Genomic DNA, 17,157 nt, shown 5'->3' on the forward strand with positions numbered 1-17,157 from the left:
ATACATTTACTAATCATAATTTTCTATTCTCATATTTCTTTAATAATGTATGCAGTCTATTTTTGTCTTGAATTAATTCTTGAATTCTCTCTTTGTATTCAATTATTTCTGCCTGAAGTATGCTAGTATCCAGCAAATGATCTATCACCTTATTGTATTGTGATTTTAAATTAAGGTATTGTTCTTTTACTTTTATGAGTTTATTTTCATTTAAATAATCTATTTGGTTATCCATTCTTGCCTCAGCATATTTCAGGAAAATTTTATCGTTATAAAGTGTTTTCCTAGAGATGTTCAACTCAGGAGAACTAGAAATTGAAACTTTAGTCATTCTCCTTCTTTTAATCTCCATAAGACTATCTACATTTAACTTTTCAATATTTCTTGCATATTGTTCAAAATTTACTAGTCTTCTTAATGTTTTAGGTGAAATTTCAATTGTTGAAGGTAAACCGTTTTCTATTAAAAAGCTATTTATATATTTAACGATGTTTTCCAAGTTCTCACCTCACATAATATTTTTGTTCTACTATTTACTATTTCCTTTAAATTCGGATATTCTTCAACTATTTTGTTTTCTCCCATGGATTCTATATCTCTATTAATTGATTCTAACTGCTTAATTAATACGTTATTTATAAACTTATTTAGAGTTTTCACTTCTCTTTCAAATTCAGTAGAGTATGCAGGATTATCTTTACATAATTCTTTGTTATAGATAACTATTTCTAACTTTTGCTTGAATTTTTCATACTCGAAATTCAAGAATTTATAAGAATCCAAATTGATTTCTAAGCTATAATTGTCATCAAAAGTATGAAAATATTTCCTTCTTTCACATACACTATGAATAATACTTCTTAAACACATTCCAAATTCATTTTCAACTGCTGGTGAATTTGTCCTTTTAAGTATTTTTAGTACTTCTTTAACATCTTTTTTGATATTTAAATTATTGCTAAGCAAAAATTCGTTGATCTTTTCTATCTTCTTGACGGAGGTATTCAATTCTAATTCATTTTTTATGTAGGCTACTGTAACATCTTGCTTATTTGTAATTAATAAACCTTGTTCATTAATCAGACCATTAATATGCTCCATGCTTTTCTCAAGTTCATTTTCTTGTTGAAAACTTTTATTATAATAATTAGTCATATCGGCAGAAATATGATTCATATGTTTCATTATAAAATCAATATGTACTTGTTGTTTAAAAAGCTTAGTACATACTGTTGTTCTAAAACGATGCAGATTTACATACGGGTATTTAATGTTTCTAGTCACCTCAAACGAGTTTTTACTTCTATAATCTTTACCATGAAATTTTATATACCTCGATTTGCTATCAATTTGGAAATAGTTTAAATTATCTTTTTCATATGTATTTAAGTTTACATTTAATTTTTTGTAATTTCGGATTATAAATTTTTTGTAATTCTCCACCAAGGGATGCGTTCCTATTCTTCTCAAGCCTGTTCTACTACTGATAAATAGGAATTCCCCTAAATTTGTTTTGTATTCGTTATATTGATCTTCAGATAGCTGATTTACAATTTCAACCTGTTTTGAATTCAAGAATTTCAATCCATTTATCTGCTGATTGGTTGCCAATTCATATATTCTCTTCTTAAGTACAAAATCACTTAAATTATTAATTGCTTCATCAACTAATTCTTCTGCCAACTTATAAGCATTTGCTCCAATTTCAGTCATAAAACTCTGCGTTTGTTCCGAACTATTACTCGACTTGGTAGTTTTATACGTTTCAAATATTAGATAATTAACTTGCTTCTCGTTATTTACAGCATGTGTTCTGAGTCGATTGGTTTTTAATTGACTTAATTCTTCAGCTCTCATCCCTGTTTCCGCCAAAATAATCAAAAGACACGCTACTATTCTTTCATCTAATCTTAAGCTCTTGTTATAAGAATCTTTAATAGCACAAGAAACTAAATTGTTGTAAAATTCATCTGGAATATAATCGTTCAGGGCTTTTTTTGTCTCATATTTTGAGTATTTTTGTTGCTTTTCAATCAGAAAATTCGTTGCTTTTTTGAAACTTACTTTTTCATATTCACCTGTATTAATTAAAAAAGATTTTATCGTTGAAGCTAATCGTTCTAGATAAGAATACTTATTAGATTTCTCCTTTCTCATAAAGTATTCTTTAATTTCATATACCGAGATAGTTAAAACGTTCTTAATCCCAAGTGAAATACAATCTCTGCTGAAAGTTTTTAATAATTCTATATTCTTATTAACTGTACTGAGAGATTTATTATCTAATGTTATTTGTTTTAAAGCTAATAATTTAATGTACACCTTAAACTCATCCGGAATCTGTTGAAATTTAACGAAAGCATATTGAGAAGCTCGTTTATTGTTATTTAGATAACTAAAATCCCATATGTTATTTTCAAAGTTACTTATTCTTGAAACCTGTAATTGACTAATTTCTTCTATTTGATAAGAATTCAGAAAGTCTAAATATTGGATTCCTTTTCCATTGCTCATGTTATGCATTTCCATTAGAATTCTCCTCGAGAAGTAGCATATTATGTAAATACCTAGAAAGTAACTTTTTCTGAGAAATCGCTTCTTCAGTAATAATTGGATTCTCTGTATTTATTATTAATTCTTTTAGTTCTTCTATCTTTTTTTCGAACTTTGGAATTCGATTTGTAAATGTAACGAAATGAGGGCATATGAGACATTCGTTTGCATCAAATACACATGTATTTTCTTTACATTGTCCCAAGTTGTTTTTTACACTATTATTAAGATCAATCTTTTGTACTTTTAAAATCTCTCCGTTAATATCAACCTCTGATAAAGTAATACCTGACAAAGCCTCAACATACATTTCAATATCATTATATTTCCTATAATACATCTTGGCAGTTTTATATCCATTGTTTGTGATTTCCGCTAGTTTTGGCAAAGAATAATTAAGCTTTGTACCTTCTTTGTAAACATTGTGAATATAGGTATGCCTAAGATTGTTTACTGTATAGTTTTCATTTTCTAATCTATCTTTTACCTCTTTTAAAACTTTATTAAAATAGTGTGTAAAATTTATAATTTTTAATTTTTTGTCCATGTTTCTTTGAACAGGCTCAATAAAGATATAATTGGATAAATGTGAGTTATTGTAAACATGTGGGCTGGTTAGTTTGATTGACTTTTCAATTATATAAGTGATTTTTTCAGACATTAATTGGCTGATATATTCTCCATTACTAGACTTAGATAAATATCTAATATTAGCTTTTCCTGTGGAATCTTTAGACTCTATACAATCTCTTTCTAAATTAAGAATTTCTCCTATTCTTAAATTAGTAAGTGTAAACAATTCAAAAATCATTAATTGCAACTCATTTATTGAGCTATACTTTTTAAAACCGTCATATATAACCTTTAAATCATTATCAGATATCGGATTTCCGCCATTCGTTCTTTCTAAATTATTTAAATTTAATACTTTCATCATGCTACTAGTAACACCATACTTTTTTTGATGATACTTTAAAATACTCCTTAAACTCTTTAAAGTACTTTTAAGAGTTGCCGAATTAGAATAGCTCATCTCCATTTTTTTTCGATACTTATAAAGTAAATTATGTTCGATAAATAATTTTTCTGTGGTCGAGTTTTTTTGTAGAAACTTATAAAAATTTTTGTGCAAGTAATTAAATTTGATTCTCTCATTAAAGGAGCCTTTACCATACCAAATAAACTCCAAGATATCATTTCTAACACTTTTTGATAAATTACTAAAATCTAAAAAAGCAATATCAAAATTTTTAACCCTAGCATTAATACTGGTATATTCATTTGCTAGCACAGCAATTTTATCGTAATTTGGTAGAGGTTCAAAAGGATTGAAATACATAGGCTTATAATTGTCTCGAAATACTTTGTAGCCCTTTTTAGTCTTTAACACATTTATGTATTCTTTTGACAAGCCAAAATTATCTTCGACTGGATCTTCTATATCTTTAAATAAAAGTCTATATATAGAAACCAACTGATTTATAAATAGACTAGGTTTACTAGGAGAAATTAGACTAATTATATCTTTGGGGATATTTTGAAAGTATTCAAACTGATATTCTAGAAATTCATCATCAATATCTAAAAAGCTATTAATTCCACAGTGATAATTATTTACACTTTCGATAAAATAGTAACCTACAACTCTATATTCCTTTGGATGAAGATAATTTATAGCATACTCATGAAGGTAATTTTCAATTATATTTCTTATGAATTTTGAATCAGTATTTAACCAATAATTTCTTTTCCCTTCATTAGGAAATGCTTGAGTTAAACTAGTGTAATCTTTAGAAAATACTTGAGTCAAACTCGTGTAATTCTTATTTAGTGGAAAATTTGATAAAGCATCAGCAATACCTTTGTCTTTGAAACCCTTAAGGCTGCCACAATCAATTCTGTAATTTGAGACTAAATACTGTTCATATTTCTTAATATTAAATATGTTAATATATTCATGTTTCAAATGATTGTAAAGGTCTCTATAAAAATCATTTATATATTTTTGGTAGACATAAAGGCCATTAATTCCCTTTCTTTCCGTGTAAACTTTATTGAAATTTTTTACTTTGTTTTTTATTGAACTTGGTAAATTTTCTTTATTTATTACAAGTTCTTCATACATTTCCTTATTATGTAATTTTGTGCATATTTCCCAATCGATTTCTTTAATGTCAACACTTCGTAGGTTGAAAACCAAAAAGAAGAAGGCAATATGTCTACCATTGATTTGTTCACCAAGTCCTGATTTATGCTTATTTAAAAAAAGAAGGAGTTCTTCTTGGATAATTACGCACTTAGTTTCCTTAATTACCATTTGTAATTCAATATAGAAATTATCGGTTTTTTTCAATACATACACTCCCCCTCAAAGAGTTTTTGTTCAATTTGTTTCTCCAACACTATAGTAGATTCTACTATTTCTTGTTCTGTAGGATTATAATAAATATATGTTGAAGTAACAGATCTGTGCCTCATATATCGACTAACTTCTTCCAGTGATAAATTTAATTCATTAATAAGGTACATAGCATATCCATGCCTAAACCTATGACTCAAATTTGTAGTTCTAGTTGTTTTATCCGTATGTATACTTAATTTATTAAATAATTTTCTTAAAACATAATTCCAACCTGATGATGTCAATGGTGTCCCGTTTCTGCTTAGAAATAAATAATAATTATTTTCATTTGAATCAATAGAATCAGCATGAGATTTTTCTAACATATTACTTATTATCCTATTTGAGATAGTTGATAAATCCCTACTTCTATCAATATATTCATATATCATTTTCTTTAACCCTTCTGGTAATGTAATTTGATCTACCCCATGGTCTTTATAGATTGTTGTTGAGTAGTCATTTTTACTCTTCGGATGAATACTATTTTTTGCACATTGGTAGCTTTTATCGCTAATTCTGTTCCTAATAGTTAATATGCCTGCATTTTCATTATCTGGATGATTTTTAATATCTTCTAATGTTAAACCGAGTACTTCTCCTAAACGCAAACCTTTTAAATACATAAGATCAATTATAACTTCATTTCTTATACTTAATAGTTTATCATTATTTATTAATTCAACTTTTATCTTCTTAAATTCTTCTACCGAGATAAATTTAGGTACTTTGTTATTTTTCTTTTTAGTTAGATTGGATTGATACTTAATCTCAGTTCTATTTTTTGTATGGGCAAGTTTACCATATGCACTTTTACTAATATCAACTACCAGGGAATCAAATATACTTATGTTTTCGATATTCAAGTGTCTAAAATACTTTCGAATTGTAGCCATGTATACATTATGTGTATTTATTGATCTCGGGGTTCTAAAATGCCACTCTTCTTGTGTTCCCGTTATGCTTTGCCCTAGAACAAATCTGGAAAAATCGTTAAAATCTTTATTAGTGAACAATGAAATATCTTTGTAAATAATCTCAGAAAATGAGTATAACAATTTTAATGCCTGTAGTGATTGTACTTTTGAATTAGATGTATCATATTTACAAACGTAGTTAATAAAATAAAAAACTGTTTGATTAATTTCACCAATTGAATTTAACATTAAAAAATAGTCATTAGAATTCCGTTTTTTTGTTATAAGCTGGAGATTAACTTCCTTAATAATTTCTTTATTAATAGAAATAAGATACACAGTGCCCATATTACCCTTATGTTCTTTTATTATTTTCATATTAAGTAAACTCACCTCTCAGCTTTAATTGTGTAAATCTATTTTTATGAATCCTGTTTTCTTTTGTTAACAAATTCAAATTTAATTTTCTGCCCTTCCAGCTTTAATGAAGCATTAAAAGACTTGCCGGATTTAGATTTCAGACCTTTAATAATACTTGTTTTTCCTTTTGCACATAAATCATTAATATGTTTTTCTGTAAGTTTCTTTCCGAGAATTTTTGCCGGAAATGTTTGTTTACATCCATTTGCATAATTGGAACACCCATAAAAGGAACCTCTAAAACTAATTCCCCCCTTGTTACAGGTTGGACAAGAGATATTCGAATTGGAATTTGGGATAGTTTCAATGGTTTCATCAATTGAATTAACCTGTAATTGCTTAGGTGTTTCTTCAATCAAACTATTTATGAATTTCTCAATGTTAGCTAAAAATTTATTTTGTGATCCTTCCCCCTTACCAATTTTCTTTAAATATGTTTCCCATTTTGCAGTCATTAACGGACTAGACAAAAGATTGCCATCAATTGATTGGCAAAGGATCTTACCTTTTGTTGTAACACTTATAATATTTTTAGTTACTTTAATGTAACCATGCCTTTTAATTGTTTCAATAATACTACTTCGGGTAGCTTCTGTACCAAGACCTTCAACTTCTTTTAAAATCTCCATGTCTTCTTCATTTTCTACTGATTTTCCACATGTTTTCATCAAACCGATTAGTTGACCCTCTGTATAAGGCTTTGGTGGTGTGGTTTTTCCTTCTTTCAATTTTATTACACCTATTACACTCTCCCCTTTTTCAAGTGATGGGAGAGCCTGAGATTCTTTATCTTTTTTATCTGATTTACTACTTTTGGCTTCCGGAAAAAGTTCCTTCCAACCTTTGCTAATTTCCGTGTTTCCTGTTGTTATAAATTCTAATCCATTAACATCTGTTATAACTTTTGTTTCTTCATACACATAATCCGAATGAAACATGGCAAGCATAGTTCTGAGAACTTCAAAGTAAATATTGCGCTCTTCTTTTAACAAACATTGTAATGTGTTTTCTGATGGAATGTTTTTCGTTGGAACAATTGCATAATGCTCATTTACCTTAGATCCGTCAACAAACCTCTTATTAGGTTGTTCAGACACAATTGGAAAAGATTTATCTGCAACTTTCTGATACAGTTCAACTTTACCTGAGAGATAAGCAAATTCATTTTCGGTGATGTACTGTGCATCGGTACGCGGATAAGTGATTAGTTTCTTCTCATAAAGCCCCTGAGCGACTTTTAACACCTGTGCAGGGCTATACCTCCATTTCTTATTTGCAGTCGCCTGAAGGGTTGATAAGGCATGTAATTTCGGTGATTTTTTCCGTTTTTCTCTTTTGGATAATGATTTTACGAATCCATTGTTCTTTTCATAAATATCATGTTGTTTAATAACACTTTGAACCTCTTCTTTATTTTCACTTTTAACTTTTGCTTTCCCAATATAAAAACCATTTTCTGCGGTAAAGTTTGCTTCAATTTCATAAAATGGTTTAGATACAAAGCTTTCTATTTCTTTTTGTCTCTCGTAAATGAGATAGACTGTCGGTGACTGCACACGTCCGATTGGTAAGATTTCTCTATTGCCCTTCTTTTGGAGTAGTAAAGTATAAAGCCGACTTCCATTCATTCCTACTAGCCAATCACTAATTTGTCGTGCCTTCGCTTCTTCATAAAGTAATAAATCTTTCTTATTGTCTAGTAAATTATTAAAACCTTTACGCACTTCATCAATTTCTAAAGAGTTAATCCATAATCTTTTAATCGTTTTGTTTTTTACTCCTGTCATATTGTGTATCGAATAAAAAATATTTGAACCTTCACGATCGACATCACAAGCATTAACGATAGTTGTAATATCTGGATTATTGAACAACTTATTAATAACATTGAAATGAGTTTGTTTGTCCTTTACAACTTTAAATTCATATCTATCTGGTAAAATGGGTAATGTTTCGAGATTCCATGAACCCCATTCTTTCTTGTATTCTTTCGGTTCTCTTAACTCTACTAAATGACCAATTCCCCACGTAATTATTGCCCCTGAAGGAAACGTGCTGCATGGATTTAGTTCAATGAATGTTTTATCTTTTCTTTTGACAGAGAAAGCTTCACTATAAGCTTTCGCCTGTGATGGCTTTTCAGCTAGTATTAATACGGATGCCATTTTTAAGTCAATCTCCTATATTTCAGATTTGCATTGATATAAGACTTGTTCGACTATTTTATAAAGTCGAACAATCGCTTCGTTTTGTTAAATCGAATCACTCTATAATATCATTAACTAGTTTGCATACGTCCATAATATTAAACGGTTTAGCAAGTATGTGCTTCACAAGTAGGCACTCCTCGCCTTCTTTACTAATTTCTTCCGCTAATCCACTCATCAGAATAGAAGGAAGATCGATGTTTTCCTTCTCCATTTGACGCAAGACATCCAATCCATCCATAACTGGAAGTTTATAATCCAGCATTATTAAATCAAAATTTCGAGTCTGCATCTGTTCAATTGCTTCCTTACCGGTATTTGCTGTTGTTACTTGATATCCTTCGTTTGTAAAAACTTCATACAACAATAAACAAATACCAGGCTGATCATCTACTACTAAAATATGTTTTTTCATTGCATCTATCCTTAACCTTCCTTTACTTCATTCTTGTTTATTAAAAACAATTATTTCTATTATATAATTTTTTCTGCTATTTAGCATCTTTCAAATTTTACAAACTGCATTGTCTGGGGTGTAGGTTATCATTTATTACTGATTATTTTCGGAATCTGTAACTACCGCACCAATAAAACCATTAAAAAGCTCTCCAAAAAATAAATCCTTTATCTCCCATTTATTCTCTAAAATCATTATTGAATTCATAACGATGACGTTGACGTTCGTACACCAAATTTTCCTTGCCATATGCTTCTTTTACCTTGGGTATGTGGATGTGCGAAGATTGGTTTCTCACTGCACTAGGTTATAAACCACCATTTGTCTTCTAATAAATATAAACATGCTATGTCTTAGTATAATTTTATACTAAGACATAGCATGTTTATTTTGAGACGACAGCTGAAGAATTCCTACTTATTCGCAGTATGAAAGATGTAAAATTATTGAGAAACTTAAAGGGGATCCATCTCATTCAAGATCGGAGACACAAGTAATCGACCGAGGGATATTGGGAACTATATCGTGATAGTTGCTTCTCGTTTTAGCAATATCGATTATCCATTTACAAGACCAATTCATATACGTCTAGACTTACGTACAATCCAAACTTTGCATAGGACATATCATATAAGATGAAAATTAATGAGGTGAAAACATGTCCAAAAAAAAGAAAGTATCTATAATAAAACTTAATGAATGTTGTCCGCCATTACGTGATAATAGATGTCCTCCTTCTTGCCCTCCTGGCCCTGTAGGACCACGAGGACCGCAAGGAGAACCTGGCCCTCCAGGCCCCCCTTGTATGAGCATTTGTGATTGTTGTGTTTCTCCACTTCAGTCCGTCTTACAACAACTTATTGGGCAAACTGTGATTCTCAGCACTGTTGCGGATGCACCAAATGTACCTCCTCTCTTTTTTTTATTCACAATTACTGAGGTGGATGATTTTTTAGTTACTGTTACAGACGGAGCGAGAACCTTTGTGGTAAATATCTCTGATGTATTAGGTGTAGGATTTTTACCACCCGGGCCAACTATTAACTTATTGCCACCTGATGTTTCTGATTGTGAATGTGATTGTCGTGAACGACCTATTAGAGAGTTGCTGGGTACTCTTATCGGTTCTACAGTAGATATTTTAGTAAGCACTGGTTCTATTGCATCAAATTTTAACGTTGAACAAACAGGTCTTGGCATAGTGTTAGGTACTTTATTAATCAATGAAGAAATCGTTAGATTTGCAATTTCAACTTGCAAAATTACAGCTGTAGGGCAGCCGATTGAATAAGTTGGCCCCCAGAAATTTCGCATTTTTACAACACTAAGACTGCGCTATTTTATAGGTTTAAAAACGTGTGATTTAACTACGTTAGGACTTGTAAGACAGGCCATATGAGATACTGGAACAGCTATTTTATCGCAATATAGATTGACGACTCAATAAATTTTGAGTCGTCTTCACGTTAAGGGGGCATTACCAAAACAGGAACGCTTCCTTTAATTATGGTTTGAACAATACATTGGAAATTTCCTTGCACTATTAGATTTGTAACAGTTAAGTACATTTTTCGATCAAAAATAGGATAAATACCTTTAATATCCGTAATCAACGTGTCACACTCGATGTTCGAACGTGCGCCATCATCATATTTAATTTTCAGTTTCAGTCAAAATTATTTTACTCATTTCTCTTCTCCTTTACATAGATTGTTACTCCCTATCTTAAATAGAAACCTGTATACTCAGGATTATATATAGTTTTATATATTCGGTAAGTCTTATTTCAATGCTCTAAAAAACAATTATAGGGAGTCATTAGCTCCAATCCTGCAAATACTTTAAACAGGGTTCTTTTATGTTCATTTTCCATTTTAATTATTCTTACAAAAAAGTCCCTATACATAATTGCTCTTGCCTCTTTATGTAGAATGTTTTTTCTCTAGCAATTCTAGATGTCAAGTTAGCTGCATTTTTATCTAATGAGCGGTGATCCTTTCCAACTCTTTGAGCGATTGTTTTTGATCTTCCAACATACAGATGTCTGTCTTTCGAATCAGATATGAGGTAAATGCCTGGAGTAGGTTCTTTATCTCCAAAAAGAGAATGAATTCGACTTTTTGTTATAGTTTTAATAGGATGTCTCTTACTTTCAGTTAACTCTTTTAAAATGATAGGAAAGCTCTCAATCATTTTGTAGAATTCCAAATACTTCAACTTCTTATATCAGTATAGGGCTCTGTATTTACACATATCACTAACTCACTATAACTTCCCTGTCATAATCACAAGCAGAAACAATCATTTGCACGTCAGATCTGCGCATTAAAGACTGTATGATTTTCAACTGTTTGCGTGCTCCACCATCAGCTTTCTCCCTATTTCGTGGATCACTTTTAACCTTATATTTGAATTCATTTGGAATAAAAGGGAAATTGTCCATCTTCCACCTTGTCATTTTGCTGTCATAATCTTTCGCATCGAGAAGCTGCAGAAGATGTCCAAATGCCCAGGTAATAATATAGCCATCACCTTCAAAATAGCCGTCTTTTTTGTTTTTGATTTTCAGTGCATCTGCAATGTTTTTTGCTACAGAGGGTTTTTCTGCGAGGATTAATCTCATATTTTTTCTCACCTATCCATTGTTTTTTTCCAGTATATCACAAATCGAAAACTAAGGGAACGAATGTTCTGCGGTTAATTAATCAGCTTTCTTCAATTTCAGTACGTTGATCTGCGGTGGATTAAAAAATCGGAAATTCAAAAAGGTAATCGCGTCACTACTACCAAGTCCAGTACTTACATATTGCTGTATTCCGTCATATTCCCATAATCCTTTCACCCTGTCTTGAGGAGGGAAGAAACCTCCGTTATCTGACCAGGCTTCCGGAACAAAGAGTGCCCCAACTAATGGAAGACGTATTTGCCCGCCGTGATAATGGCCGGCAATAAGCAGGTCAAAATCTTTCATTTCCAGCTTTGAATCGTTATTAATTTGATCTATACGTTGGTCCACGACAGGATAGTGATTAAGCGCAATTATTACATTCTCATCTGTTATTTTATCGAATTTTTTCAGTAAACCTTTTTGGTAAGTTATATACTTTTTCGAACTGCTATAACTCGGATTAGGAATTCCATTTTTTCTTCCAATGTTTCCTATTGCTAATTCAAAATTAACAAAATTAATTTTTGTACCACTTAACTCAACAGTATCCATTGATTCTAAAAAGGTCACTCCTCTTTTCTCTAGACCTTGTACAAACTCACTTTTCTCAATCCCCTCTGTAACATGATAACTTTCCGGATCTGCATTACCTGGTACATACCAGGCATTTTTCTTATTGGTTATACCATCCAATATTGAATAAAATGGTTTATAATTGTTACTTTTAATTCCGTCCAGCATATCCCCTGTAAAAACAATTGCGTCATAGTTAATAGAATTAATAGTCTCAATAAGTTTCTCTTGATTTTCACCGAAAACTTCTTCATGTAAATCGGATATTTGAAGAATAGAGAATCCATTGAATTCTTCTGGTAAGCCTTTTATTTCCACTTCCTGATCCACAATGGTAATACGATTGTTTTCCCAAATTATATAGCCTATAAAGATAATAATGGTTACTAGCAGACCTATTAACATCCTATACCTTCTATTTTCAATGATAATCGCTCTCCAATTCAGGATAATTTAAGTTAATAACCTCGAGTTTTGACACTTCTAATTAAGCCTATACATCTTTGCTTATAAAGACACGATAGCTTAATAATGTAAAATTTTCTTTTAAAAGTTTGCTTAAGTTCAGCTTCAAGCTCGTAATTTCTCGGAAAAAGCCAATTTACCAGCTCAATCGCTCGATGCTTTGAGGTATCGTAACTTAAGAACTTGTAATGAATGAAACGCATATACTGATCCAATAGGACATTTTGATATCTTTTATCGTTAATTCCATTTTTAAGAGGAAATTCATTATAAAAATGTAACATTGGAAACTTTTCATATACTGCAGAAAGTGTCTGTTTTACTCTTCGTAAAGTACAATCTATTTTGGCATCATTTAAAAGAACTTCATAGTCTATTTTACTCTTAGAAAAAACGATTAAGTGAGCTATGTCCAGGTAGTGTCTCAGAGAATCTAAATTATGTCTCCATCCATGCAGGCACATTAGATAAAAAACATGGTAATCAGATAAGCTTTTAACATATTGAGACCTATCAAATGGTATAGCCTTGTCCCAAAACTCTTCAATTCTAAATTCAGACGTTGATTGCTTTAGGATATCCCAATGAACTTCAACTGTTAGAGGTACTAAAGACCCAACAATTTCCTTACTGAAACTGCAATGAAAATGAGAAGGTATAAACGCTTCCTCTAGTTCAAATCCCGTTGATTTCACTATTTCAATTGCTTTATTCACATCTTTCTCTCTAACCAATAGATCTATATCTGAAGTAGCTCTTGCACCAATACTACCGAAATACTTTTCAGCAAAATACACCCCTTTAAGCGGTATGACTTCAATTCCAGCAAAATTAAGTTTATTAAGTATTATATCAGTCTGACTTTTTATTAATATATTTTTATACAGTACTTCCTTGTATCCCGCTTGTAGTTTTTCTTTAACAAAAATAGGGATACTATCCAGTCTCCCTTGATTTGATAATAGTTGATAAACCTGTGGAAGTATGGAATCATTTTCGGCGAGCTCAATTAATTCCCCATAAAAAGATGGGTTGAAATTATCGTTTGAATTTGGATTATATAGCCAATCCATCAACCTATTATCCATCTACCATCCACCTTTCTACTTGATAGCACGAATGCCCATAGAATCAGATTCATCCGGATGCGGATATGTGTCAGTTTTATTCAAAACTTGATATAATCCATTTTGCATTATTAATTCATTATGATTTCCTATTTGGACAACTTTGCCTTTATCCATTACAACAATTAAGTCTGCATGTTGAATGGTTGAGAGTCTGTGAGCAATTACGATTGTGGTTCGGTTTATCATTAATTGCTCCAGTGCTTCTTTTACAGAACCCTCTGTTTCACTATCTAGAGCTGAAGTTGCCTCGTCTAACAACAAAATAGGTGCATTTTTTAATATAGCTCGTGCAATTGCAATCCTTTGACGCTGTCCACCCGAAAGTTTTATACCCCTCTCACCAATTTCGGTATCATATCCCATTGGTAATGAAATAATGTCTTGATGGATGTTAGCACTGCGAGCTGCCTGCTCAATTTTTTCGTCTGATAGTTCATGTCGTCCAAGCATTAAGTTTTCCCGAATCGTACCACTAAACAAAAAGGTTTCTTGAGGAACATACGCTATGGAGTTTCTTGTTTCGGAGATGGCAGTATCATGTATGGATCTATTATCTAAACATATGGAACCTGATTGAGGATTATAAAATCGTTGCAGCAAATTAAATAAAGTTGACTTACCAGCCCCACTGGGACCAATAATTGCAGTTACTTTACCAATAGGGATATCTAAATTAAAGTCCTTAAATACATTACTATTATCGTCATAACTAAAGGTAATATCCTTAAATTCTATACGCTTAGAAAATGTGTTAATAGACGAATGAAAAGGTAGTTCGCTTGACTCGCTTGGCACTTCAAGAACTTTTGTAATTCGCTCTAATGCTGATATAGACCACTGGTATCCAGCCCATTGACCTGCTAGACCGGTAAGGGGATATACGAGATGATTGATTAGATTAATAAAAGTTAATAAAGCACCAATCGTAATTATATTATCTGTTACAAAAAATGCCCCAATAATTAAACTGACCAAAAAAGTGATTGAGCCAACAGCTTCTCCTCCAGCGTAGAACCAACCTCTTAACTTTGCATCTTTTAATTCCAACGAGTAGAGTTCCTGATTTTTCGTACTATATCTGTTGAAGAACAGCTTCTCAAGCGTAAAAGATCGAATTACTGTAACACCATGAAATGTATCATTTAAATTTTTATTAATAGTACTAATAAGATTATGAATTAAACGGCTATTGTTTCTAAATAACAATCCAAAAACTGCACCTCCAATTATTGCAATTGGAGCTATCATCAAACTAATCAAAGATAATTTCCAGCTGATTTGCATTAAGTATACGAGGGCAGCAATAGTAATAATTGGAAGCCGAACCAGATTAATCAATCCCCTGCCGATTACTGCATCAACATTATGGAGATCGTTAGTGAAATGAGATACAAGTTCTCCTGAATGAATACTCGATAGTTCTTTGGTAGGCAAAAGTAGAATATGACGATATAAATGCAGATTCAGGTCTTTTTTAACAGCATTCACCGCAATTGTTTCAAGATACGTATTTATAAAATTTGAAATGATGCTGATTACGGATATGCCAATCCCAATTACCAATAGCCATCTAAGTCTAGTGAAATCACTTTGAACTGCAGCGTCAGTGATGTTTCCAAAAAACCAAGCAAATGCTAACGTCATGGCGATGTCAACAAATAACAGTATAAACAGACCAATATATGGCTTTTTATGTTGTTTAATATACGGCCAAAGTAATACGAATACCTTTTTTAATTCGCTGAAAGAAAAGTATTGTTTAATGTTTACTTTTTCAAATAACCTTTTAATAGTCATTATTTGTCACCTCGACAGGAAACAGTTGTCATTGATCTTTACTGTTAAGATAAATTCGTAAAATGGTAGTCACGAAAGGAAAAAAAAGAATGATTTTCCCCCACATTAACAAAAATGTGTTAGTTGCATTTATGTTCACTTTTCCCTTTCTAATTGAAGCTAGCTTCCCAATAACTTTATCCTGATGGAATGGTTTATCGTATCCAAAATTTGTGTCCCCTTTACATATATATTCAACTTGATTATTCCGGATTTGAGATTTAATAAAACGATGGCAAATAAGGGTGTTATTGAAATTTTGGAATAATACAATATCTCCTCTTTTAATGCAGGATATATCACAGTGTTTAAATAAACATACATCCCCTTTTTGAATTAACGGGTACATACTGGTTCCTTCTGCAGGCAGCTCTAAACATCCATTATTCTGGATGACCTCGTTAATAAAGATGGAAGCTTGTGGACTAATTTGCATATTCGACAAGTCCATATTTAATCAAATCAGTCAAGAAAACTACTATATCTTCTTCAATAGTTTTTTCTGTTAATATATATCTTTCCTGCAAAGATTGAACAATGTCTTCAACTGTTTGTTGTTCATGTAAAAGGTCCCAACAGTAACCTCCTACCTCATTCAACGTTGTGATTGTGTATGAATTTGAATCTAATACGATCCATTCGTCTTCAAGTATTGTTGTCTCAAAATCCTGTTTACGAATATACTTCATCAGTTATCAACTCCCAGAATGTGTCATCTTTTCGAAAATGAAGTCGGTTTACCGATACATTGTTCACTAGCTGCATCAATAACCGAAAAACTTTTATTGTGTCCTCTTCTTTATAGGACCAATAAAATACTTTATCGATTAACTCTAATAATGCCTCCGTTTTTTTTAATCTTAGCTGTTTGTTCCGCAGTGATTGATATAATAATTCAATGCTCTGGATCGGTGCAGTTTGCTGCTGTCCCAACGCTTTTATTTCACTTCTGAAAGGTGAATTAAAAACAGTAATTTCTTGATCTGTAATTTTCAGGATTGTTGCCTCGTCTGAAAGAATCTGCCTTGGCATTGATAATTCAGCTACTGTTGATTTACCTGCACCTGAAATTCCACAGAAAATATGTGCATTGCCATTTTCCACCACACAAGAAGAATGAACTAATAATCCCCAATTATGATGAATAATAAAAGAACTGTACAAGTTCATCAGAGCATGTTTCAGTGCTAAACCATCATAAAACATTATTTTAGCTTGACTAAATGCAGCGTTTACTTCGATTAGATAGTCTGCTCTTCTAAATAGTATTTTGTCAGGTTTTTCTTCTATTTCTACCAAGTAATCTACGAATGGCATGCCGTATTCACTTGTTAGTTTGATAGTAATATCAGTGCCCGCACCGGTTGTATCGATGTATTCCTGATAATTATCCTCTACAAATTTCGATGCTTTTCCAGATAAACATAACAACTCTGCAATATGACCACCTATTTTTACAATCGTCCTTTCCACGCCATAATCACCTCATCATTGTTCACTGTTTTGTATAACAAAGAGCCTATATGTAGA

General features: G+C 31.6%; 14 protein-coding genes and 2 pseudogenes. 1 reads left to right on the top strand and 15 read right to left on the bottom strand.

The genetic code is table 11. The annotated features are described in order from the left end of the window. Window positions 1–13: 13 nt before the first annotated feature. The 7 genes from VBD025_RS13625 to VBD025_RS13655 form a co-directional block, all read right to left on the bottom strand. Window positions 14–499, bottom strand: a complete 486-nt coding sequence (locus VBD025_RS13625; protein ID WP_430786371.1) for a hypothetical protein — start codon at window positions 497–499, stop codon at window positions 14–16. Continuing rightward, the gene (locus VBD025_RS13630; RefSeq protein ID WP_430786373.1) at window positions 475–2,529 is read right to left on the bottom strand and encodes a tyrosine-type recombinase/integrase; all 2,055 of its coding nucleotides are present in this window, start codon (window positions 2,527–2,529) and stop codon (window positions 475–477) included. Before VBD025_RS13630 ends, VBD025_RS13625 begins: the two co-directional genes overlap by 25 nt. Beyond that, the gene (locus tag VBD025_RS13635; protein WP_430786375.1) at window positions 2,516–4,906 is read right to left on the bottom strand and encodes a tyrosine-type recombinase/integrase; all 2,391 of its coding nucleotides are present in this window, start codon (window positions 4,904–4,906) and stop codon (window positions 2,516–2,518) included. Before VBD025_RS13635 ends, VBD025_RS13630 begins: the two co-directional genes overlap by 14 nt. Beyond that, on the bottom strand, window positions 4,903–6,249 hold the full coding sequence (locus VBD025_RS13640) for a tyrosine-type recombinase/integrase (protein WP_430786377.1): 1,347 nt from the start codon (window positions 6,247–6,249) through the stop codon (window positions 4,903–4,905). The genes VBD025_RS13635 and VBD025_RS13640 overlap by 4 nt, the downstream gene beginning before the upstream one ends. A gap of 44 nt (window positions 6,250–6,293) precedes the next feature. Then, on the bottom strand, window positions 6,294–8,456 hold the full coding sequence (locus VBD025_RS13645) for a DNA topoisomerase 3 (protein ID WP_430786379.1): 2,163 nt from the start codon (window positions 8,454–8,456) through the stop codon (window positions 6,294–6,296). A gap of 97 nt (window positions 8,457–8,553) precedes the next feature. Further along, a complete protein-coding gene (locus VBD025_RS13650) occupies window positions 8,554–8,913 on the bottom strand; it encodes a response regulator (RefSeq protein WP_430786381.1) in 360 nt (119 codons plus the stop codon). Between the two features lie 135 nt (window positions 8,914–9,048). Then, the gene (locus tag VBD025_RS13655) at window positions 9,049–9,204 is read right to left on the bottom strand and encodes a hypothetical protein (protein WP_430786383.1); all 156 of its coding nucleotides are present in this window, start codon (window positions 9,202–9,204) and stop codon (window positions 9,049–9,051) included. A 484-nt stretch (window positions 9,205–9,688) separates the two neighbouring features. On the opposite strand from VBD025_RS13655, the pseudogene VBD025_RS13660 reads away from it, so the two are divergent. Beyond that, window positions 9,689–10,246, top strand: a pseudogene (locus VBD025_RS13660) (hypothetical protein); the annotation flags it as partial. A gap of 593 nt (window positions 10,247–10,839) precedes the next feature. Here the strand turns inward: VBD025_RS13660 and VBD025_RS13665 are convergent. From VBD025_RS13665 to VBD025_RS13700, 8 genes and pseudogenes are all read right to left on the bottom strand, one after another. Further along, window positions 10,840–11,148: a GIY-YIG nuclease family protein gene (locus VBD025_RS13665; protein ID WP_430786385.1), complete on the bottom strand. Its 309-nt coding sequence runs from the start codon at window positions 11,146–11,148 to the stop codon at window positions 10,840–10,842. 79 nt (window positions 11,149–11,227) lie between these two features. Beyond that, a pseudogene (locus VBD025_RS13670) lies at window positions 11,228–11,578 on the bottom strand (toprim domain-containing protein); the annotation flags it as partial. 78 nt (window positions 11,579–11,656) lie between these two features. After that, window positions 11,657–12,601, bottom strand: coding sequence for a metallophosphoesterase (locus VBD025_RS13675; RefSeq protein ID WP_430786387.1), 945 nt, complete (start codon window positions 12,599–12,601; stop codon window positions 11,657–11,659). Between the two features lie 53 nt (window positions 12,602–12,654). Continuing rightward, window positions 12,655–13,749, bottom strand: a complete 1,095-nt coding sequence (locus VBD025_RS13680; RefSeq protein WP_430786389.1) for a nucleotidyltransferase domain-containing protein — start codon at window positions 13,747–13,749, stop codon at window positions 12,655–12,657. Window positions 13,750–13,764: 15 nt separating this feature from the next. Then, entirely contained in the window at window positions 13,765–15,588 is a 1,824-nt protein-coding gene (locus VBD025_RS13685; RefSeq protein ID WP_430786391.1) for an ABC transporter ATP-binding protein, read from the bottom strand. 28 nt (window positions 15,589–15,616) lie between these two features. Beyond that, a complete protein-coding gene (locus VBD025_RS13690) occupies window positions 15,617–16,078 on the bottom strand; it encodes a signal peptidase I (RefSeq protein WP_430786393.1) in 462 nt (153 codons plus the stop codon). Next, entirely contained in the window at window positions 16,053–16,316 is a 264-nt protein-coding gene (locus VBD025_RS13695) for a PqqD family protein (protein ID WP_430786395.1), read from the bottom strand. Before VBD025_RS13695 ends, VBD025_RS13690 begins: the two co-directional genes overlap by 26 nt. Next, window positions 16,300–17,100: a hypothetical protein gene (locus tag VBD025_RS13700; protein ID WP_430786397.1), complete on the bottom strand. Its 801-nt coding sequence runs from the start codon at window positions 17,098–17,100 to the stop codon at window positions 16,300–16,302. The genes VBD025_RS13695 and VBD025_RS13700 overlap by 17 nt, the downstream gene beginning before the upstream one ends. Window positions 17,101–17,157 lie beyond the last annotated feature (57 nt).

Origin of the sequence: Virgibacillus flavescens, from assembly GCF_050574275.1 — a bacterium.
Classification (GTDB): domain Bacteria; phylum Bacillota; class Bacilli; order Bacillales; family Amphibacillaceae; genus Virgibacillus_F; species Virgibacillus_F flavescens.